Origin of the sequence: Sphingomonas kyeonggiensis (genome assembly GCF_014204495.1) — a bacterium.
GTDB classification, from domain to species: Bacteria; Pseudomonadota; Alphaproteobacteria; order Sphingomonadales; family Sphingomonadaceae; genus Sphingomonas; species Sphingomonas kyeonggiensis_A.
In genome coordinates this window covers 22,401-39,970 of sequence record NZ_JACHLN010000006.1, presented here as the reverse complement: position 1 = coordinate 39,970, position 17,570 = coordinate 22,401, and the positions used below count along the sequence as shown (strand labels likewise).

Annotated in this window: 21 protein-coding genes and 1 pseudogene; 11 read left to right on the top strand and 11 right to left on the bottom strand. The window is 60.2% G+C overall.

Annotation, left to right across the window (positions count from 1 at the left end; all coding sequences use genetic code 11):
• Positions 1 to 186, bottom strand: a pseudogene (locus HNP52_RS22975) (hypothetical protein); the annotation flags it as partial.
• Positions 187 to 261: 75 nt separating this feature from the next.
• Here HNP52_RS22975 and HNP52_RS22885 point away from each other — a divergent pair.
• The 3 genes from HNP52_RS22885 to HNP52_RS22875 all read left to right on the top strand — a co-directional run bounded on the left by HNP52_RS22885 (position 262) and on the right by HNP52_RS22875 (position 1,765).
• The gene (locus HNP52_RS22885; protein WP_184171479.1) at positions 262 to 801 is read left to right on the top strand and encodes a hypothetical protein; all 540 of its coding nucleotides are present in this window, start codon (positions 262 to 264) and stop codon (positions 799 to 801) included.
• 109 nt (positions 802 to 910) lie between these two features.
• Entirely contained in the window at positions 911 to 1,141 is a 231-nt protein-coding gene (locus HNP52_RS22880; RefSeq protein WP_184171477.1) for a hypothetical protein, read from the top strand.
• 117 nt (positions 1,142 to 1,258) lie between these two features.
• Positions 1,259 to 1,765 carry a hypothetical protein gene (locus HNP52_RS22875; protein ID WP_184171474.1) on the top strand — a complete coding sequence of 169 codons (507 nt, stop codon included), beginning with the start codon at positions 1,259 to 1,261 and terminating at the stop codon, positions 1,763 to 1,765.
• A gap of 67 nt (positions 1,766 to 1,832) precedes the next feature.
• On the opposite strand, the gene HNP52_RS22870 is transcribed toward HNP52_RS22875, so the two are convergent.
• The gene (locus HNP52_RS22870) at positions 1,833 to 2,075 is read right to left on the bottom strand and encodes a hypothetical protein (protein ID WP_184171471.1); all 243 of its coding nucleotides are present in this window, start codon (positions 2,073 to 2,075) and stop codon (positions 1,833 to 1,835) included.
• A gap of 415 nt (positions 2,076 to 2,490) precedes the next feature.
• Complete coding sequence (locus tag HNP52_RS22865) at positions 2,491 to 2,838, bottom strand: hypothetical protein (RefSeq protein WP_260396353.1); 348 nt, start codon at positions 2,836 to 2,838, stop codon at positions 2,491 to 2,493.
• Between the two features lie 111 nt (positions 2,839 to 2,949).
• Between HNP52_RS22865 and HNP52_RS22860 the strand changes: the two genes are divergently transcribed.
• Positions 2,950 to 3,384 carry a hypothetical protein gene (locus HNP52_RS22860; protein WP_184171468.1) on the top strand — a complete coding sequence of 145 codons (435 nt, stop codon included), beginning with the start codon at positions 2,950 to 2,952 and terminating at the stop codon, positions 3,382 to 3,384.
• Between the two features lie 946 nt (positions 3,385 to 4,330).
• On the opposite strand, the gene HNP52_RS22855 is transcribed toward HNP52_RS22860, so the two are convergent.
• The 5 genes from HNP52_RS22855 to HNP52_RS22835 form a co-directional block, all read right to left on the bottom strand.
• Entirely contained in the window at positions 4,331 to 4,666 is a 336-nt protein-coding gene (locus HNP52_RS22855; RefSeq protein ID WP_184171465.1) for a hypothetical protein, read from the bottom strand.
• Between the two features lie 874 nt (positions 4,667 to 5,540).
• Positions 5,541 to 5,879: a DUF6481 family protein gene (locus HNP52_RS22850; RefSeq protein WP_184171461.1), complete on the bottom strand. Its 339-nt coding sequence runs from the start codon at positions 5,877 to 5,879 to the stop codon at positions 5,541 to 5,543.
• Positions 5,880 to 5,896: 17 nt separating this feature from the next.
• Positions 5,897 to 6,115 carry a hypothetical protein gene (locus HNP52_RS22845; RefSeq protein WP_184171458.1) on the bottom strand — a complete coding sequence of 73 codons (219 nt, stop codon included), beginning with the start codon at positions 6,113 to 6,115 and terminating at the stop codon, positions 5,897 to 5,899.
• An 81-nt stretch (positions 6,116 to 6,196) separates the two neighbouring features.
• Positions 6,197 to 6,403, bottom strand: a complete 207-nt coding sequence (locus tag HNP52_RS22840; protein ID WP_184171455.1) for a cold-shock protein — start codon at positions 6,401 to 6,403, stop codon at positions 6,197 to 6,199.
• A gap of 378 nt (positions 6,404 to 6,781) precedes the next feature.
• Positions 6,782 to 7,090 carry a hypothetical protein gene (locus HNP52_RS22835; protein WP_184171452.1) on the bottom strand — a complete coding sequence of 103 codons (309 nt, stop codon included), beginning with the start codon at positions 7,088 to 7,090 and terminating at the stop codon, positions 6,782 to 6,784.
• A gap of 316 nt (positions 7,091 to 7,406) precedes the next feature.
• Here HNP52_RS22835 and HNP52_RS22830 point away from each other — a divergent pair, with 316 nt between their 5' ends.
• The 3 genes from HNP52_RS22830 to HNP52_RS22820 all read left to right on the top strand — a co-directional run bounded on the left by HNP52_RS22830 (position 7,407) and on the right by HNP52_RS22820 (position 10,881).
• The gene (locus HNP52_RS22830) at positions 7,407 to 8,726 is read left to right on the top strand and encodes an alginate export family protein (RefSeq protein WP_184171450.1); all 1,320 of its coding nucleotides are present in this window, start codon (positions 7,407 to 7,409) and stop codon (positions 8,724 to 8,726) included.
• A gap of 288 nt (positions 8,727 to 9,014) precedes the next feature.
• Positions 9,015 to 10,076 carry a sensor histidine kinase gene (locus HNP52_RS22825; protein WP_184171447.1) on the top strand — a complete coding sequence of 354 codons (1,062 nt, stop codon included), beginning with the start codon at positions 9,015 to 9,017 and terminating at the stop codon, positions 10,074 to 10,076.
• A 247-nt stretch (positions 10,077 to 10,323) separates the two neighbouring features.
• A complete protein-coding gene (locus tag HNP52_RS22820) occupies positions 10,324 to 10,881 on the top strand; it encodes a glycine zipper 2TM domain-containing protein (protein WP_184171444.1) in 558 nt (185 codons plus the stop codon).
• 428 nt (positions 10,882 to 11,309) lie between these two features.
• Here HNP52_RS22820 and HNP52_RS22815 read toward each other — a convergent pair whose 3' ends face one another.
• The 3 genes from HNP52_RS22815 to HNP52_RS22805 are packed head-to-tail and all read right to left on the bottom strand — an operon-like array spanning position 11,310 to position 13,686.
• Positions 11,310 to 12,251 carry an alpha/beta hydrolase-fold protein gene (locus tag HNP52_RS22815; protein WP_221416641.1) on the bottom strand — a complete coding sequence of 314 codons (942 nt, stop codon included), beginning with the start codon at positions 12,249 to 12,251 and terminating at the stop codon, positions 11,310 to 11,312.
• Entirely contained in the window at positions 12,248 to 13,414 is a 1,167-nt protein-coding gene (locus tag HNP52_RS22810; RefSeq protein ID WP_184171441.1) for a hypothetical protein, read from the bottom strand. The genes HNP52_RS22815 and HNP52_RS22810 overlap by 4 nt, the downstream gene beginning before the upstream one ends.
• On the bottom strand, positions 13,411 to 13,686 hold the full coding sequence (locus HNP52_RS22805; protein WP_260396352.1) for a PadR family transcriptional regulator: 276 nt from the start codon (positions 13,684 to 13,686) through the stop codon (positions 13,411 to 13,413). Before HNP52_RS22805 ends, HNP52_RS22810 begins: the two co-directional genes overlap by 4 nt.
• 453 nt (positions 13,687 to 14,139) lie before the next feature.
• On the opposite strand from HNP52_RS22805, the gene HNP52_RS22800 reads away from it, so the two are divergent.
• The 4 genes from HNP52_RS22800 to HNP52_RS22785 all read left to right on the top strand — a co-directional run bounded on the left by HNP52_RS22800 (position 14,140) and on the right by HNP52_RS22785 (position 17,422).
• The gene (locus HNP52_RS22800) at positions 14,140 to 14,595 is read left to right on the top strand and encodes a response regulator (RefSeq protein WP_184171415.1); all 456 of its coding nucleotides are present in this window, start codon (positions 14,140 to 14,142) and stop codon (positions 14,593 to 14,595) included.
• A gap of 109 nt (positions 14,596 to 14,704) precedes the next feature.
• A complete protein-coding gene (locus HNP52_RS22795; protein WP_184171412.1) occupies positions 14,705 to 16,102 on the top strand; it encodes a methyl-accepting chemotaxis protein in 1,398 nt (465 codons plus the stop codon).
• An 84-nt stretch (positions 16,103 to 16,186) separates the two neighbouring features.
• The gene (locus HNP52_RS22790) at positions 16,187 to 16,420 is read left to right on the top strand and encodes a hypothetical protein (RefSeq protein ID WP_184171409.1); all 234 of its coding nucleotides are present in this window, start codon (positions 16,187 to 16,189) and stop codon (positions 16,418 to 16,420) included.
• Positions 16,421 to 16,423: 3 nt separating this feature from the next.
• On the top strand, positions 16,424 to 17,422 hold the full coding sequence (locus HNP52_RS22785; RefSeq protein ID WP_184171406.1) for a DUF6976 family protein: 999 nt from the start codon (positions 16,424 to 16,426) through the stop codon (positions 17,420 to 17,422).
• Positions 17,423 to 17,570: the final 148 nt, after the last annotated feature.

Sequence of the window (17,570 nt, the reverse complement as noted above, 5' to 3'; positions counted from 1 at the left end):
GCCGACAGTCTTGCCGGCGTTCCAAGCAGGCCGGCACTGCGCGGCAGGATCATGATGTGAATGTCCCATGGTTCGTCTCCACGGCCGTAATTGGCCGTTGAGGGAACGCGTCCAACTAATTGACCTCGCAGCGACGATCAGCAGCTTACGCCCCAATGTCAGCCGATCGCCGATGGATCTGATCATCCAAAGGCGGACGTAACGGCCAGACTCCATGCATGCCCAATTTGATCTATCGCGCGCATTGGATAAGACAGACCCATGGATCAGGTGACGGCAACACTGGTAGTGGGGTTATCGACGATCGTAGCCAGTGGCGTCGTCTCCAGCGTGGTTACCTATAAACTCAATCGCAACAAGGAGCAGATGCTGTTCCTGCGTGGCAAGGCGGAAGACCTATTCCTCGCCGCCGACGAGTATGAGAAGACGCTAGGCGGCATGCTCGTCACCTATTACCCGCTGCTTGACGGCCGCATCGACTACAACGACATGCTTGACTTGCAGATCAAACAAGGCGCGAAGCCTCGTGAACGGGGCGGCGCCGAGACGATGGAAATGCTGGTCGAAGTCTATTTTCCGACCACTCGGGCAGCGCTCGTCGATCTCTGGACGGCACGCGAAAAACTCAACGAACTCACTCACCGGATCAGACAGACCTATCAGGCCGACGGGCATGTGACCCATCCGGAGTTCAAGGCAGAGATGCTCGAAGTTTCCGCGACCGTCACCGAGGCGCTGAGGGCGCTCAAGGGCGCGATCGTCACCGCCGCGCGGAAGACTGCTGGCGTCAGGCAGGGCTAAATTGAGCTACATACCAGTACGTCCGCTAGTCAGCGTCCCAAGCTAGAAGCTGCCTGTTGCTTAACCACCCCACTTGCGGACATTGGGGGGCGAGCCATAAACCGGCGGCATGAGCAATCTAACAGTTCAGCAGTTCATCCGCGAGCTTGAGGCCAACAATACGCATTATGCGCTCACGTCAGTCCGCGAGGGGGCTGTCATGGTGATTGTCACACTTCCTGGCGAGCGATGGGAAATTGAGTTCTTCGATGATCGCGGCCCCGACGTTGAAGTGTTTCGCAGCGAGGGGAGTATCTTCGGCATCGAGAAGCTTGCGGAGCTTGGCGTTCAGCCAACCTGATAACGGCAGCTTCCCACCCATAGTCAGCGGTTCAGCGATGAGATGACCGATCCGAAAACGGTCGGGCTGCACGCGCCCCACTAGCGGACCGTCGCTGCGGCGCCTACGAAAAGCTTGATGACGCATGATCTGCCTTACGAAAGCCACTCACAATCCGGCGTCTGTGATCGCTTCTGGATCGCTCCATTCGCCATAGACGGCGAATTGCTCGGTGTTGGGGCGCGGCTGTTCGACGAGTTGTCCCAGCATTGGATTGGGGTTTGCGCGTCCTTGATCGATCACTACGGGCCTGTTTTTGATCAGCCTCTCCAAGGGCCGCTCAGTCATCTGCGCATAAAATGTACCGCCGTTGAAAGCGCGGCGATGGTCGTTGTCTATGCCCATGGACAGCCAGTGTCCTCGTTTGCCGTTGCGACTGGCGCTGTTCCGTCAGCGGACACGCAGGTTCTGGCAATGTTTGCTGAATCGATCCGGTCTTCGACGCGCCAGTTTCAAGTGTCGAACATAGATATGCCCTTTTGTGAGATTGCGGTTATGGATCAGCGGCCACTTATGGTCGTAGTCCCGTGGCCACAGTCATCCATCGCCGAGCAAGACCACGAACTCGCGAAGGAGTTAGGGTGACACCTAACGGCGGCCCTGATTCGCAAGGCGCTTGGATGACGGCTTTCCACCCGATTGCTGACCTTTATCAAGTCGTTCCCGCACCCTTGTCGTAAAGATACAACGTCACCGCCGAGGACTCTGAGCTAGCCCAGGCGATGGCTTCTGCCAGCGTGATATTCTCTCGCTGGTCATAGGTAAGGTCGTCATCGGTCGCCGGCTGTAAATCCGCGTCTTCGCAGGCGTTGTCATGCGAGGTCGCTTCGAGGATGGCGTTCACCTCGCGCCAGCGGTAGGGCCTGGTCCGCCTGTCGATAATATTGCAGATCATGCCGCGAGCTTAGCGACACCGCGCTTCGGCGCAATGGCGGCTTTCCACCCAATTGCCGACACTGCGAAGTCATGCAAATAACGCGTGTGCGTTGGCCCTATCCTCGGACGCCCTCTTTGGGGCGCAACCTGCCGTCACCCTTCGTTGACGGCGAGATTGCATTTGACGAGCGCGTGAAGGCGCAATTTCCTAAGGGTACGAGTGAAGCAAGCGTTGTGGATCAATTGAGGGGCCAAGGCTTCTCTGTTGCGGATGCCTCATCCGCAGACGGGTGCAGGGCTGCAACCGTGACTAGAGGAATTTTAATCAGGACCATATGGTCTGTTCGCTGGTATGCGGGCGAAGATAAGATCGATGATATTTGGGGCGTTTATGGTGCCATTGGACCTTAGCCGGAAAGTCAGCTCTCGCCCCATCAGCAGCCGTTTGCATCGACCATGTAGGTTTCCGGTTTACCGCGTGAAGTCGGCTCCCAGCCCGCTGCCAATGCAGCGCGAACGCCATTGGAAACTATCGCTTTGTCGATCTTAGGTCGCCTGCGGTGCGGTGATCCATTCCGAGACTTCGGCATTGGAAACTCCAACAGCGCTTCGCGCTGCTCGCCTTCCTGCCGAATGGATAATACCAAGCCCCGCCAGCCATCAGCCGTGCACCATTGCGGTTCCCGCTGGACTGCCCACTCATAGGTTAAACCGTCGACTTCAATGCTGTCGGCGAGGTCGCGAGTGTGAAGCATCAGAGCATTTTGGCGCACCTGAGCCATGACCGCAATCCACCCAATCTAAGCCGTTGCGGTCCAAATTTCGGGCGACAGAAGCCGCCAGGCAGAAAACGCCCCATTTGCAGTCATTCGCCAGAGCGTTAAGGTCGCGACATGGCCGAAGTCACTGACGTCCTGCCCGAGCTCCAGAAATGGAATGCGGGAGCCGGTATCTCGCCGGATAATTGGATTTATATCGAAGGGCGAGCCGATCACGCCCTCGGGTTCTGCTCGCTGTTTTGGCCGGAGTTCATTGAGTTCGGCGGCTATGTTCTACGCGCTCCGTTCGATTTGGGACGGCTGAGGGATTGGGAGCGAGCCGGGCATTCGCGGCAGCAGGTCGAGACAGCGATGAACGCTTTCCTTTTTGACCATATGTTCCCGGACGATGAAACCGAAGCGAGCCTGAAGAGCGTTCAACTCACCCGTCTTGCTACCATCATGGCTGACATGCTCGCGACTAAGCTGAACCGCGAATTTCCTGACCGCCGTTTCTCCGCTTTCGTGCTGGATCAAGCTGATTTCGGGTTATCTTTTCACCAGATCTAGCGTCCGCTTTCCACCCATAAGTGGTGCCCCTGCGCAAGGGGCATCCCTATGGAATAGCCTCGCCCTACGGCTCGAGAGAGCTCCGAAACGTCGGCGGCTTTTTGTGGAGCTGTTGCCGTTATCCATCGGCGTGGGGATGTCGTCCGAGCCACATTGGCTCATTCTCGGGCGGAAAACCTCTAAATCATGCGACAAAGTACTGGTTTTCATGCCTTTTGGGTGACTAGGCTGAGCAGCCGCTGGGAATCGGCACCGGGGCGACATCCTTCCTCCTTGTCGCTCCGGTATCGGCGGCGGCGATGCTGGTGTCATGGGGCCTCGGAGGCGGCTGTTGAGTCTGGAAGTGTTTGCATCCGCAGCAGAACACTTGAACGAACAACTCATTGTTCGAGTTCGCGTCGATGGCATGGACTGGCTGGAGATTAGTCAGATCGACCACCCCGCTGGCGATCCTACGCTTGCTCGCTTAGTAACACGGGAAAACAATCACACTATTGTTGTGCGAGTGTCGTCCCTTCGTGCCGTAGTCCATCATTCCTATGGGTAGGCGCGACAATCTCCAAATCCGATTTCGTTGATTTTCATCGCTTTGGCTAGACGGCGGCGACGTAATGTAACCACTATTGTGGTATGCCCTTGCTGTGAGCATTCCATATCGACCATACGCCCAAGCCTATGAGGCGCTACGCAAGGCGCGGGTGTTCGAAGATCGAGAATATCATCTCCAGCGGGCAGATCGTGAGCGCCAGCTAGCTTACCGTGCTACTGAGGCTGCCGTGAGGGAACGCCATCTCGAGCTTGCGGACTGCCACATTCGTCTTGCCGAACTCTTGTCCTGAAAACCCGCAGCCACCGCCGCATCAGTCGTAGCAAGCTGCCTGGCTGCTAGCGCCCCAATGCCTGCCGTTAGAACCCGGACCTGTGAACTCCGAAAGCGGACGCTGGCTTAGGAAATTAGCGGGATAAGGGCTGCGCGGAACGAGCTTGCCGCGTCACGACTTGGCGACCAAATCCAAAGATAACTAAGGATCGTCTCGTAATAGACCGAGACTGTCACCCCATTCCAAGTGGCGTCCGCTTCCACATAGTCTTCGTCCCGATAATACGGGGGCAGCGCGAGGCCGGCCTCCGGGTAGGCGGCGGCGAAGCGCTCAATGACTTTCCGGTGTGGAGCCTCGTCATCGAGCAGGTCACTCCACGCCTTAAAGCCCCAGCCGTTCGCGCCGCTGTTTAAGTTTCGGGGCAACGCCGAAACCTCTTCGACTTTCGAGTAAAGCGCCATCAGTGAGGGCTACTGCCGATCCTGTCTGATTTCCACCCACTACCGGACATTCGCTCTTAGAATTTTCGTGCCCCGGGCTCAGCCACAAGTTGGTGCTGATCCTGCCAAATGATGTGCCCGGGGTCTCGGGTCGTAAGAACATCCACATGCACACCACACGCCTCCAGAGCGAGCTTTAGTTGGTGCATCTGGCGTATGTGTTCGACAGCGACAGGCTTGAACCAAGAGAGCCCTGGTTGCCCGCGACCTTTCCACCCGCCCCGCGAGAATTGTGCGGGGACGGCTAGGTTCTTTTTGAACCAGCCATATATCTCGCCGATCTGAGCCAAGGCCCAAGGAGGCGCGAAGTCACATTCGCGGGCCTCATCCAACGCCTGAAACAGGCCAAGACGCTGCCGCTGTGCTTCCACCAACTGATAGCAAACGAAACGGACGTATACGGACTCGGGCTTTGCCATCAGCTCGACTTCAACCCCTCGATGATCTGAGGTTATTATCGCGCCGGGACAAAGCTGTCAGTCAGCTTTCTATCCATTCGCGGTCGTTCTGCGGTGCGGCGGCTGATCCAAAAGCTGCCGGGCTGCTACCGCCTCAAAATGGGTCGTTCAGCGATCCAATGAACTGCTTGGAAAGCAGCCATCGTACAAGGCTGCAGTTGGCGGATGTCCTGATGGACGAGTTGCAGGTCGGAGCCGAGCAGGGTCAGCAGTATCAGGATCAACCTGGTTGAGACGACAAGATCGCGCGAGCACCGTCGAATTGCTCCTTTAGTCTCGCGTGCAAGCGGCGCCTGGAGTGCCATGCGCTTGCGGTTGTGTTCGACGAAACGCCGTCGAGCGGGCGCGGTGTCTCAGGAAGTGACGATGTGAGCAGCTTAGCGCGACGACTTGCGCTCCTTGCGTGCAGCGTAACGCGCATCGCGCGCGGCCTTGCGGTCGGCCTCTGTCGGTTCCGGTGCCACCGGCGTCGCGGCAATCTGGGCCGCCTCTGCCTTGCTGGCCTGCTTATGCGCCACGGCCAGAGCACGCGCGGCGCGTGCGGCCGTCCGCTTTTCGGCCTCGGTAGCTTCCCGTGCCGCGCGCCGCGCAAGGGCGGCAGCTACCGCCGACGCATCGGCCTGCGGCTTCGATCGCAGCAGGGCGAGCGCTCTACTCCTGGCCGTTGCGGCAGCCGCGGTACGTTCCTGAAATGTCGGGGTTTTAAATGCTGGCATGATTTCTCCGATATCCGTTACAGTCGGCCCAGGCGCGTGGCGGTCCGGACAACCTTGCCCGCGAGTACCTTCGATCCGTAAACCTTGGCGATCGCCGCGGCATCCTCGACGTTGTTCATCACAAGACGCGTTCCGCCGGACTGAAGGGTTTCGATGGCGCTGATGCCGATCTTGCGCTTGGCGCAAGTGGCGATGACATGGTCTTGCGTCGCGTTCAGGTTGATCGCTCGGGACATGGCGCACACTCCTTCATCAGTCAGGCCACGCCCTTGCGCGACCTGCGGTTGGCTGGGCGAGCGCGAGGCTCGCCCGAACCGTCAGGCGGACTGCAGGTTCACAGCGGAGGTCTTGCCGCGGCGATCGGTCTCCAAGTCGTAGGTAACGCGCTGGTCCTTATCGAGCGTGCGCAAGCCCGCGCGCTCGATCGCGGAAATGTGGACGAACGCATCATCGCCGCCGGTCTCGGGCGCGATAAAGCCGAAGCCCTTGTCAGGGTTGAAGAATTTTACAGTTCCGGTGATCATATGGGTATCCTTTGTCCCATGTATGACGGGCATGCGCCAAAAGCAGCGCATCCCGGCTTCGAAAGCTAGAAAGGGACAAGGGGAGAGCCGAGGCGGCCCGATATCCGTCGCACGCGACGTCAGCAGATCTTATATAAGGATGAGCGGCTGGGTTTATAAGGGCGCTCCCTCGAAGAAATAAAATTCGCCTCCTTGGGCGGTTTCACCCTGCACCTCCCCTCGACCGAAGCGCCTTGTCCTTTCGACGGTCGCGACTGGTTTGCGCCCTGTCAGCGCTTTCCCCATGCGCCGGCCGCGCGCAGCCCCCGCCATTGGTCCTCGAAACGGACGTGACCTCCGAAGGGACACCGCTTCACGCCGGTCGAGGGGCCTCGACTTCTAACCGCGGTAGATCGTGTAGCTGATGAAGTAACACGGACTCTCGGCGCCCAAGCTAGTGACCATCACTGCCATCTTGTGCGGCACGCCAACGACCGACAGACCTTGCAGCGTCGCAGCCGTGCCGAGATCAGGCTTGCCCGACAGGATCAGTGTCCCATTATCGAGGCGGACGCCAATCGGTGCATTCGGCTCGAAGCGTAGCGGCATCCGTCCACCTGGAAGCGAGAGGGCGTAGTCTCCGGCGCCCGATGGAACCAGAACAGAGCCCTCGGCGGCTGCAGCCGTGCCGTTGACAAGCAATCCCATCAGCCCTCCGCTTACTCAATAACCTTGATTACCTTCCTGAGCACAGCGCAACAAGCGCGGCCAAGGCTGGTTGGCCCGCGGCAGGTTCGACGGCGGCGGTTCCGGGCGGACAATTTCGAATGTCTGCCAGCGCCCCATTCTCGGCCGGTTTGCTTGAAATTCGCCTCGCTAAAGGCTGGCCCCTCGTTGACGGCAGCGGTTAGCTCCGGCTTGACTTCCGCCGCAAACGAATGGAATTCGGTCCAATGGGGGCGGCGATCCCCCCTTGAGGCGTCAGCCAAAGTATCGCGTCCACCTCTAGAGCCGGACGCGTGCTATGCATTTTCCACGCTATTTCCTCGCATTGACCCTCTGGCCGACAGCCGCCGCCGCTCAGGGTCTCGAGGTTTCGGGCACGGTCCGCCTTCGCTATGAGACGATCGCTAACCAGCCGCGCGCCGGCTTCAATCGCGACGACGCCCTGGTCAATCTACGCACCACCTTGCTTGCGAAATATGACAGCGGCCCCGTAATCTTTGTCGCGGAGGTCTGGGACAGCCGCGTCTACGGCGGCGATGGAGGCACCCCAGTAACGACCGGAGAGTCGAACGCCCTCGAAATGGTGCAGGCCTATGTAGCGCGCGAACTTTCTCCCGGCGCCGGAACCAGGGCCACGATCCGCGGCGGGCGCTTCACGCTGAACATCGGCTCCCGTCGCCTTGTCGCCGCCGATGATTACCGAAACACCACCAATGGCTATACCGGCCTCAATGCGGAGATCCTAGCGGCGGGGGACGTAACGGCGAACCTGATCTACGTCCTGCCCCAGCAGCGCCGCCCCGACGATCCCGCCTCATTACGGCGGAATGCTATCGCGCTCGACCGCGAAGGCTTTGGCTTGGTGCTGTGGGGTGGCACGGTGGCAAAGAATCGCGCCATCGGCCCCCTCTTGCTCGAGACCAGCTTCTATCACCTGGGCGAGCGGGACACGCCTAGGCGGCCAACCCGCAATCGCTCGCTCGACACCTATGGCGGACGCCTTCTCCGCGATTCTTCGCCGGGAAAGCTCGATGTCGAGATCGAAGCATATTATCAATCCGGAACGATTAGCGCTTCGATCGCGCCGAATGCGGCGAGGCTACCCGTATCCGCATGGTTCGTTCACGGCGAAGCGGGGTACACTTTCGCGGCTGGCTGGAAGCCACGCTTGTCCGTTGAATATGACCGCGCCAGCGGCGACCGTCCGGGGAACCGCTATGGACGCTTCGACACGCTCTTCGGAATGCGTCGCGCCGACCTGGCGCCGGCGGGGCTCTACAATGCGGTCGGGCGTAGCAACATTTCCACGGGCGGGGTGCGCGTGGAAGTCGCACCGTCGAAGCGGCTTGACGGCTTTGTTAGCTATCATGCGCTGTGGCTGGCCGAGCGTAGGGACAGCTTCTCCACGACGGCGATCCGCGATGGGATGGGGCGATCCGGCAACTTCGCGGGGCATCAGTTCGATGCAAGGCTGCGCTGGTGGATCAGACCGGCCGCCCTGCGTCTGGAAGCCGACGCGGTCCTGCTATCGAAGGGCCGGTTCCTCGAAGTGGCGCCCAACGCTCCTAGCGGGCGGAAGACCCGCTACGCGTCGCTTAACTTAACCGCGAATTTCTAGTTGCGAATGGCTGCAAACGCCCCACTGGCCCCCGTTCGGCTGAATTGTCACCGATCCCTAAAGCGATAGTCGCTGCGGTGCCTACGATGTGAATTTTGCCGCCGTGATGCCCGCCCGTTTTCCTAGCTATAATCTACGCTGTCGGCGACCGTCCGAATAATAGCAAGGTTTGCCCTGGGCAGGTGCTATGATGTGAGCAAGGCCGAGTCCGCCATCACTTATGCGTGCGGCCGTGTGCTCAACATAGGACTTCATTTCGGAGAAACCTGGGGGCCGAAAGGACTCCACATGCCCGACACAGCATCCGAAACTCCCGAGCTGAGCCTCAATCTTGCCATGGCCGTAGTCGCATCGTCGCATGCGCCGGTGTTGCTCCTCGACGAGAATCGCGTTGTGGTCGAGGCCAGCGAAGCCTTCTGCGATGCCTTCGGCATCGATGCCGACACCATCGCAGGCCGTGAGTTCGCCAAGCTGGGCTCCGGCGAATGGGCTGTCGCACAGCTCCAATCCCTGCTGAAGGCGACTGCGTCGGGCTTGGCCGAAGTTAAGAACTATGAGTTCGACCTGAAGCGCGAGGGACGCGCGTCGCGCTGCCTGGTTCTGAATGCCCATAAGCTCAATTATGGCAGGGGCGAACCGGTCAGGCTTTTGCTCGCCATTGCCGACGTAACCGATGCCCGGATCGCGGAAAAGATGACCGAGGATCTGATCCGCGACAAAGGAATGCTCCTTCAGGAGCTCCAGCATCGCGTCGCCAACAGCCTTCAGATCATAGCCAGCGTGTTGATGCAGCGCGCTAAGCGGGTGCAGTCCGAGGAGGCGCGCACCCATCTGCACGAGGCCCATCACCGCGTGATGTCGGTGGCCGCCATCCAGAGGCAGCTCGCCGTGTCCTCGATCGACCGCGTCAGGCTCGGGCCATACTTGACCCAGCTGTGTGAAAGCATTGGCGCATCGATGATCCACGATCCCGGTCAGATCAGCCTCGACGTCACCAGCGACGAGAGCAGCGTGAATGCCGAAGTGTCGGTCAGCGTCGGTCTGATTGTCACCGAACTCGTCATCAATGCGTTGAAGCATGCCTTCCCCGAAGGGCGGCGGGGCAAGATCATGGTGAACTATGGTAGCCAGGGGCCCGTCTGGAGCCTGTCGGTGGTGGACGATGGCGTCGGCATGCCGAAGCAGCCGTCCGGGGCGTCTAAGGCGGGCTTGGGCACCAACATCGTCCAGGCACTCGCCAAACAACTCGAGGCGCATATCACGATCTTCGACGCGACACCCGGAACGGCGGTATTGTTGGAGCATGGCGAGGGCAGTCCTGGAGGCACAGAGCCCGTCGCTGCCGTCTAAGCATGGCCACCACCTCCAGTGGGAACTACGGCGGAATTATTGGTCAAAAGGCGATTCGGCCCCGGTGACGCGAAGCGTGCATTCGGCGAGCACTGAAGGATGTGCCCTAACATTCTCGAATAATGCCAATAATAATTATTGGCGATCATAAAACAAAATCTACAAATTATATTTGATTTTATTTTGGACTTTTGCGCAGGGCGAGCCGTTCTGTACCTGACAATATCCGCAGTTAGGAACAGAGATCATGAAGAACATATATCTTGCGGTCGCCATATTGGTCGTCGCGGCTCCCTCCTGGCCCGCGCTGGCACAGCCCAATCAACCTCGAAACGAACAGCGTGGGGACCTCCGCGCGGCCGATCAGGAATATCATGGAGACCGCGATGCCGACAATTCACGCGAGGGTCGCAAGGCCCAGCGTGCGTATGCGCGCAACCTCGCGGAAGCCAATCGCAACGCGCGACAGGCCAATCGCGGCTGGCGCAGATACGCCAATTATGACTGGGATCGCCGCGAACCCGGAATGAACCGCTATGACGCTGGGCGCTACTATCGCAGCGGCAACTATTATCGTACCCGGACGCTTGCCGCGAACGACCGCATCTATCGCGGCCAGAACGGGCGCTATTATTGCCGTCGCTCGGATGGCACGACGGGGCTGATCATCGGCGCCGCCGCCGGCGGACTGCTCGGCAACACCCTCGTGCGCGGCGACAGTCAGGTCCTGGGAACACTGGTCGGCGCTGCCGGCGGTGCGTTTGCAGGTCGAGCGATCGAGCGGGGCGGCGTTCGCTGCCGATAACGCTAGGCATCTCATAGGGAGGGTGGCGGGAAACCGCCACCTTCTTCGAGAGGCCGGTGCCGGTATCGGGTGATCTGAATCGCCCTTGCCAGACCGAGTGCAAGAACTCCAGGCGCTGGAATTACCCATCGAACTGTACCTTTTCATTACCTGTATTCTGGCCGCAGTAATCGCACTGCTTGTCAGCGTGTGTGTCTGGACGCTGTGGAATGACGCGCGCCAGCGCCGGATCGCTCGGCGAAGTTAGCTATGATGGCTGGTGATTGGACAGTCTCCTCAACATGCTCGGTGTTCGCGGGGCGCCACGGTCTCCGAGGCTGAACGCAATCTTGGGCCGTCAGCGGAATGACGGCATTGAGAGAACCGCGCGCGGCAAGCAGACCTTAAGACGACCAGCCTCGGAGCCAAGCGTGAAGCGGAAGGCAGTTTCAGGAAATGAGGAAGGCCGCCAGCGATGACGTGTCGATGGCGCAGTGCCCGCCGTAGAGCGGATGCCATTCGATCTTAACTCCGTGCCGACGCCCCACCACGGCCAGCCGCTCGGTCCCTTCGTAGTTGCCGTAGGCATCGTAAAGACCGTTGGAGAGATAGAGCGCCGGGTAACGTGGTCCCGCCCGTTCGATCAGGCTTAGCGGCGAAACACGCTGCCACTCGCCATCATTCGCAAGATATTGGTTCGCCATCAGCCAGGCCCCCATCGCGATCTTGGGATCGGCGCCGGTGCGCACCATAGCGGCCTGAATGTCGGACCGCGGTCCGAAGGGTGAGAATGCGTAGACGCCGGGACACAGGGAGGCGATCTTGGAAAATTTGGAAGGGTAGGAAAGTCCCGCCACCAGAACGTTGAGCCCACCCATCGACTCGCCCATCAGCAGGCGGCGGTGAGGGACTCCAATCTTCGCCTCGATCGCCGGCAGGCGCGCCATCATGTCGTCGAGCAACCCACTATCGGGCTTTTCGCCTCGCGGCGTCAGCAGCCAGGTCTTGCCGTAGGAGAGCGTGACAACAGTTGGAGGCAGCGCTTTGCCCTGCTGCCATTGCTGCTGCACCAAGGCCGTAAAATAGGTGTCGTCGTTCCAGATCTGCTCGTCGAGATTACGGCCATGAAGATGGTAGACAATGTCGCCATTGGTGCCGCGCTGGTCGCGATAAACGCAGTAACGCAATGCACCGTCGGCGCCACACACCTTGTCCGCAGGCACAAAACTGACTTTTTGATCTCCCCATGGCGGAGTAATCGCACCCCAGGCATAGTGGGTGGCGCTGATGAGGAGTATCGCCAGCAGCCAATAGCGGTGCGGACTTTTGAGCAAGGCCCGCAGAGGGTTGCGTCGCGCGCCGCTCGCGAGGGAGTTTCCCATGCCGGTCATGCCAGTTCGAGGCGAAGGTGGCGGTCCTGCGGATGCGCATCGGCAGGGCTTGATGATTGCCCCGGTGCCTGCGAGTGCGCTGTCGTCCGCTTGGGCAGAGCAACGAGACTAAGCGCGTAGCCTATGATCGCGCTGCCGCCATAGCCCACCATCGGGGTGGGGTAGTTGCCGAGGGCAGCCGCCGCGATCGCCGCGAGCCAGGTTACGCCGAAAACCAGATAGATCTCGGTACGTGCTGCATCATAGCGCCATCCGAGAATTGCCGGGACGAGCAGCAGAAGCGCGCCGGCCAGCACCGCCACGCCGGCCAGGATATGCACGTCGAAGGCTGAATACAGGATTTGATCGACGTAGGGAGATGCGGGCAGCGAATCCGGGCGCGTCAACGTCGCGCCGAAGCCTGCGACGCTTAAAGACAACGCGCCTACGACAAACCTGTCCGGGCGAACCAGCGCAAGGGCCGTCAGCCCCGCCGCCAGCATTCCTGCCATTGCCCGATCCGGCTGCCAGGCCAGCACTCCAGCGGCGACCAGGATGCCGACGGTGCCGAGCAGATTGCGGGACCTGGCAAACGTCACGATCATCACCGGCAGGAGTACCAGGCTTGGCTGAACCGCCAAGCCGCCCAGTAGAAGCCAGCGGGTTGCGCCTTCGGCGCTCTGGCCGAGCAATGTTGTCACCAGCAGCACGACCGACATCCCCAAGATCTGGCCGGGCCAGTTGATGTCCTTAACGTTCGCGTCACGTGCGCGGCCGCAGAGCAACAACAAGGCCAGACCGACGATCAGTGCGCCACTGTTGATGGCGAGGTAGCGTAGCGGTGCTCCGGCAATCGCCATGTAGGCGAGCCCCAGGACCACCGCGCCGATCGCACAGGCGATCCCGACGGCGCGGGGACGGCGCATCGCGCCGGTGTAGAAACGCATGCTCAGGAGCCCTCCACAGGCAGGTGCGACGAACAATTTGGAAAGATGGATCGCTAAGGCGCGCGGCAGCAATCCGCGCACGCTGTCGAGAGCGAACAGCAGCGCCTTGGTGTCATTGGCAATCCCTGCGGTTTCGCAACGGATGGCCCGCCCCCATGGCTGCAAGGGCAGCGGAAGCACGGACTGTAATGCCCGACAGGAGAGGTCAGCAAAACGCCGCCGAATGCCGGCGCTCATATCGTCGCCTCCTGGCGCGGGAGCGCGGCAGCCGCCGGCTGAGCCGGAGGATTGGCGCGAGCGAGTTGCACGCCGCTGAGAGTGAGGCGATAGGCATGGCGTGGCGGCCGCCCACCTTCCTGCGGGTGCTGCCACTCGGCCTCGAGATAACCTTGCCCTTCAAGACGGATGAGTAGTGGGTACAGCGTGCCCGATTTGACCCCGGCGAGGCGAGCGAGTTCATAGCCGTGCGACCACCCCTCCCCGGCTTGAAGAAGGACTGCAAGGATCATCCTGGCGTGATGCGAAAGTGCGCGCGTTCGAGGCATTGCACATAAATCTACCTAGGTAGATTTATCGTCAAGTTCTTTTTTGCTGGGCATGAACGCAATTAGTGCTCACAGCCTTCGCCCGTCCGCACGCGACATCCTCAAGCGCAAATCGCTCGTCGAGGCAATTACCCCGGCAGGTGGCAATCGATCTCGCCGCACCCTCCGCCGCTGGATAACTGTATCCGGGCTCAACTAGCTACCACCGCCAAGAGACTGTTTTAAAATGGCCTCAAGATTTACGAAGCGGTTGTTAGGGCTTTCCCCTTCGATAAGGCAGCAACGCCAAAATGTCATTCTGGTCAAGTATGACTCTTCATCACTAGTTGATTTCCCCCTCCGGATAAATGCGATCCGCACTATATCTGGCTACTAGTCTCCCCCTTGCCATGATTGGATCAGGGCAAGGAGGCTTGGATGATCGATACACACGAAGCTCGCTTGCTGGTCGTAGACGACTCACGAATGATACGCCGTATCGTTGTGAGTATGATCCACGAATTTGGCATCGCACAGGTCGATCAGGCAGGTGACGGCAATGAGGCGCTCGAGATGCTGCGCCGCCGCCGCTATAATCTCGTCATCTCCGATTGGTGGATGGAGCCAGTCAGTGGCTTCGAGTTGCTCCTTGCCGTTCGCCTTGATCCTGCGCTGTCCAGCATCCCTTTCCTGATGATCACCGCTGAGCGCGACTTCGGCGAAGTCATCAACGCCAAGAGTGCGGGGGCGACTGACTATCTTCTCAAGCCGTTCACCACCGAGACCTTGAATCGGAAACTCACGCGTTTTGTTTCGAGCGACGCCCAGAGCCTGGCGTCGCCCCCTGCACCGCGTCGCGTGGGATGGCACCAGGACGCCAACGAGATTTTTTGACACAATACAGAAACAATATCGATACCCCCCTATAAATTGACAGAGCTGCGGTGCGTCGCACGCGGAAGGGGGAGCAGCGCAAACGGAAACAATAGTGAGAGGCACCTCAATGCTCTGGTTTCGTGAAAAGGCCCCGATCAGACAGAAGACGCTGGTGGCATTCGGCTCGCTCGTGGCACTCATGGCGCTCCTCGGGTTGATAGCGCTGGCGCTGGGCGACTTTGTCATGGCCGGGTTCAGCGCCTGCGCCGTCCTGGCCGCTGCGGTGATGTCAGCGAGCTATCGCAAGGCGATCTGCGATCCCTATGTGAACACGGTGATCCGCATGGAAGGGCTCGCCGCGGGCGACTTGGCCAGTCCCATCGCCTACACGAACCATGAAGACTGTGTCGGGCGGATGACCCGCGCCATGTTCACCTTTCGCGACGCCGCCGCGAAGCAGATGCGCGACTCCGAGGCGCAGGCGCAGATCGTTGAAATCGTCGGGGAGAGCCTGGCACAGCTCAGCACCGGCAACCTGACGGGCGAGATCGCTGCGGACTTCCCTGATGCCTATGCCAGCCTCAAGACCAACTTCAACTCCGCGCTCGAGAGCATGCGCTCCCTGATCGGAACTGTGCTCGAGAATGCACAGACGATCCGGACCGGCTCCGGCGAGATCGCGCAGGCCTCGGAAGACCTGGCACGGCGGACCGAGGCAAATGCCGCCAGCCTGCAGGAAACCTCGGCATCCGTGACCCAGATGGACGAACGCCTCAAGGAAAGCGCCAGTGCGGCCGCCCGGACGCTGGTGCGTGCCGACGAGGCGATCGCGACGGTGTCGACCGGTCGAGGCACGGCGGACGAAGCAGTTCAGGCGATGAACCGGGTAAGTGAGAGCGCCGAGGGCATCGATAGCGTGATTGAGGGTCTCGACAAGATTGCGTTCCAGACCCGCGTGCTCGCCATGAATGCCGCTGTCGAGGCGGGCCGTGCCGGTGAGGCAGGCCGTGGCTTCGCCGTCGTCGCCGATCTGGTCTCGGCGCTTGCCATGCGCGCGGAAGAAGAAGCGGGCCGCGCGCGCGAGCAGCTCACCGCGACTCAGACCGACATCCTCGCCGCAGTCGACATGGTGCAAAAGGTCGACACCGCGCTGGTCGATATCTCGCAGAATGTCGAGGAGGTACACGACCTGCTCGGCAGAATGGCTACCGATAATCAGGCGCAGTCGACTGCCATCACCCAGATCAATGTCGCTATTAGCGAGATGGACCACGCGACGCAGCAGAATGCCGCAATGGTCGAGCAGACCTCGGCCGCGGCCCGTAATCTGAGCGGAGAAGTCATCCTCCTCGCGGAGCAGGCCGCCAGGTTCGAGATCGGAACGCCGAAGGGCGGCCATTCCTATCGCGCGGAAGCGGTCCCCTCGCCGGCGGTTCGCGGACTATATGCGCGCCCGCGTCCAACCCACCACCAGGCGACCAGCAATCGAGCCGTGGACACGTCCGGTGGCTGGGCCAGCTTCTGACGAGCGATCCGGTTTAGTGACGCTCGAAGTATCCCTCCAGCCTGCCACTGGTTCGTGATTTAGCCGAGCGGCAAGCCGATCATTGTGGAGCGTGAAGTGGATATACCTCCCGCCAACAATATCCTCTGGAGCCGGATAGTGGCCGGCACCTCGAACCCGGATATCAGCACGCTTGCAACAAGGCTACTCATCACCCGCCTGCGTATTTCCGTAAGCAACCAGGAGACAAATTTGCTGAACGCCGCCCTAGAATTGCACAGATTCTTCGTGAAAAACAAGTTTGCGCATCGCGATCTTTCCGCGATTATGGGTGCCTGATCCATGAAGAATGCGTTTCTGACCGTCGAAGCCGTGGGGGCCATGATTACTTCCGGTGCCACGCTCTTCATCTCGGGTCCCGAAGCCCTGCTGCGCCAACTGCCGCGTGGGAAATGGATAGGCGGCACAACCGCCTATTTCATCTTGGAGGATGGTGGGGTTTCACGAGAGGACAGGCTCTTCTGCACCTGTTTTGACGAAGCCATGGATGTTCGCACCGCTATCCTGTCGAGCGACCAACTCTCTGGGCTGGTGGAGCGCCGCTACGATCATGGTTTCACCTGCGTCATGGCGCCGGCGTTCAGCGGCGCGCTGCAGCGCTACGCCGTTGAGGGTCCCGGCCTTCCCGGCCTCTACGATCAGCCGGTTTTCGGCTGCGTTGCCGGCGTTCGCCTGGACAGAGTTGACACCGAGATGCCCAAGGTGTTTGACGGCGCGGCGGGCACCTTCTCGCATGATGGTCTCGCGGCCTTGTGGGTCGAACTACCTGAAACAATTGAAGTCGATCTCGACATCGTCAATCTATTCACCGTCGGCGTTGGCAGCGAGTTCAGCTTTGCCGAAGGTGGCTTCGAAGTAGCGGAGTGTCTCGTCGACGGCAGGCCTACCAATCTGGCGCGCCATATCGAGGAACAGGGCCTCGATACCAGGCTGCCGCTCGTCGCCGACTATGCCGGAGCGATGATCAACGTCTCGTTCCAGGCGGTCGATGCTGATAACGGTCGGGTCCGTTTCTACGCACCAGTGGTGCCAGGCGTGATTTATCGCCTGGCTCGTCCGGTCGCAGACTATGCGCTGGCCTATGTGGATGCGGCAAAAGGTAGGAGTGCGGCAGGCATGCTATCCTGCAACTGCATCCTCAACTATCTATACGCCGAACTTGAGGGGTGTTCGACGGGTGGTTTCGTTGGTCCCGTCACCTTCGGCGAATTTGCTTACATCCTGCTGAACCAAACGCTATCCTGTCTTTCGCTTCGAGACGTTCCGGCTGAGCATAAGTGACCAACCACCCGGAGATTCATTTTCCCCCGGTGCGTTCACGCGAACCTGTCACCGGCAGGCCCGGAATGATCCGCGAAAGGAAGCGCCAATCGGCAGCCCTCTGGAGGAATTGGGGGCAAATCGGCAAGATCTGCCAAGATCCCGGTTC

What these genes read in the sequence shown, in the direction of transcription:
- HNP52_RS22835 (WP_184171452.1), bottom strand. Translation starts at nt 7,090, where the DNA reads ATGGGATTGCTTGTCAACGGCACGGCTGCAGCCGCCGAGGGCTCTGTT.
- HNP52_RS22805 (WP_260396352.1), bottom strand. Translation starts at nt 13,686, where the DNA reads ATGATCCTTGCAGTCCTTCTTCAAGCCGGGGAGGGGTGGTCGCACGGC.
- HNP52_RS22885 (WP_184171479.1), top strand. Translation starts at nt 262, where the DNA reads ATGGATCAGGTGACGGCAACACTGGTAGTGGGGTTATCGACGATCGTA.
- HNP52_RS22830 (WP_184171450.1), top strand. Translation starts at nt 7,407, where the DNA reads ATGCATTTTCCACGCTATTTCCTCGCATTGACCCTCTGGCCGACAGCC.
- HNP52_RS22870 (WP_184171471.1), bottom strand. Translation starts at nt 2,075, where the DNA reads ATGATCTGCAATATTATCGACAGGCGGACCAGGCCCTACCGCTGGCGC.
- HNP52_RS22875 (WP_184171474.1), top strand. Translation starts at nt 1,259, where the DNA reads ATGACGCATGATCTGCCTTACGAAAGCCACTCACAATCCGGCGTCTGT.
- HNP52_RS22800 (WP_184171415.1), top strand. Translation starts at nt 14,140, where the DNA reads ATGATCGATACACACGAAGCTCGCTTGCTGGTCGTAGACGACTCACGA.
- HNP52_RS22880 (WP_184171477.1), top strand. Translation starts at nt 911, where the DNA reads ATGAGCAATCTAACAGTTCAGCAGTTCATCCGCGAGCTTGAGGCCAAC.
- HNP52_RS22850 (WP_184171461.1), bottom strand. Translation starts at nt 5,879, where the DNA reads ATGCCAGCATTTAAAACCCCGACATTTCAGGAACGTACCGCGGCTGCC.
- HNP52_RS22825 (WP_184171447.1), top strand. Translation starts at nt 9,015, where the DNA reads ATGCCCGACACAGCATCCGAAACTCCCGAGCTGAGCCTCAATCTTGCC.
- HNP52_RS22860 (WP_184171468.1), top strand. Translation starts at nt 2,950, where the DNA reads ATGGCCGAAGTCACTGACGTCCTGCCCGAGCTCCAGAAATGGAATGCG.
- HNP52_RS22820 (WP_184171444.1), top strand. Translation starts at nt 10,324, where the DNA reads ATGAAGAACATATATCTTGCGGTCGCCATATTGGTCGTCGCGGCTCCC.
- HNP52_RS22810 (WP_184171441.1), bottom strand. Translation starts at nt 13,414, where the DNA reads ATGAGCGCCGGCATTCGGCGGCGTTTTGCTGACCTCTCCTGTCGGGCA.
- HNP52_RS22840 (WP_184171455.1), bottom strand. Translation starts at nt 6,403, where the DNA reads ATGATCACCGGAACTGTAAAATTCTTCAACCCTGACAAGGGCTTCGGC.
- HNP52_RS22855 (WP_184171465.1), bottom strand. Translation starts at nt 4,666, where the DNA reads ATGGCGCTTTACTCGAAAGTCGAAGAGGTTTCGGCGTTGCCCCGAAAC.
- HNP52_RS22865 (WP_260396353.1), bottom strand. Translation starts at nt 2,838, where the DNA reads ATGGCTCAGGTGCGCCAAAATGCTCTGATGCTTCACACTCGCGACCTC.
- HNP52_RS22845 (WP_184171458.1), bottom strand. Translation starts at nt 6,115, where the DNA reads ATGTCCCGAGCGATCAACCTGAACGCGACGCAAGACCATGTCATCGCC.
- HNP52_RS22815 (WP_221416641.1), bottom strand. Translation starts at nt 12,251, where the DNA reads ATGACCGGCATGGGAAACTCCCTCGCGAGCGGCGCGCGACGCAACCCT.
- HNP52_RS22785 (WP_184171406.1), top strand. Translation starts at nt 16,424, where the DNA reads ATGAAGAATGCGTTTCTGACCGTCGAAGCCGTGGGGGCCATGATTACT.
- HNP52_RS22795 (WP_184171412.1), top strand. Translation starts at nt 14,705, where the DNA reads ATGCTCTGGTTTCGTGAAAAGGCCCCGATCAGACAGAAGACGCTGGTG.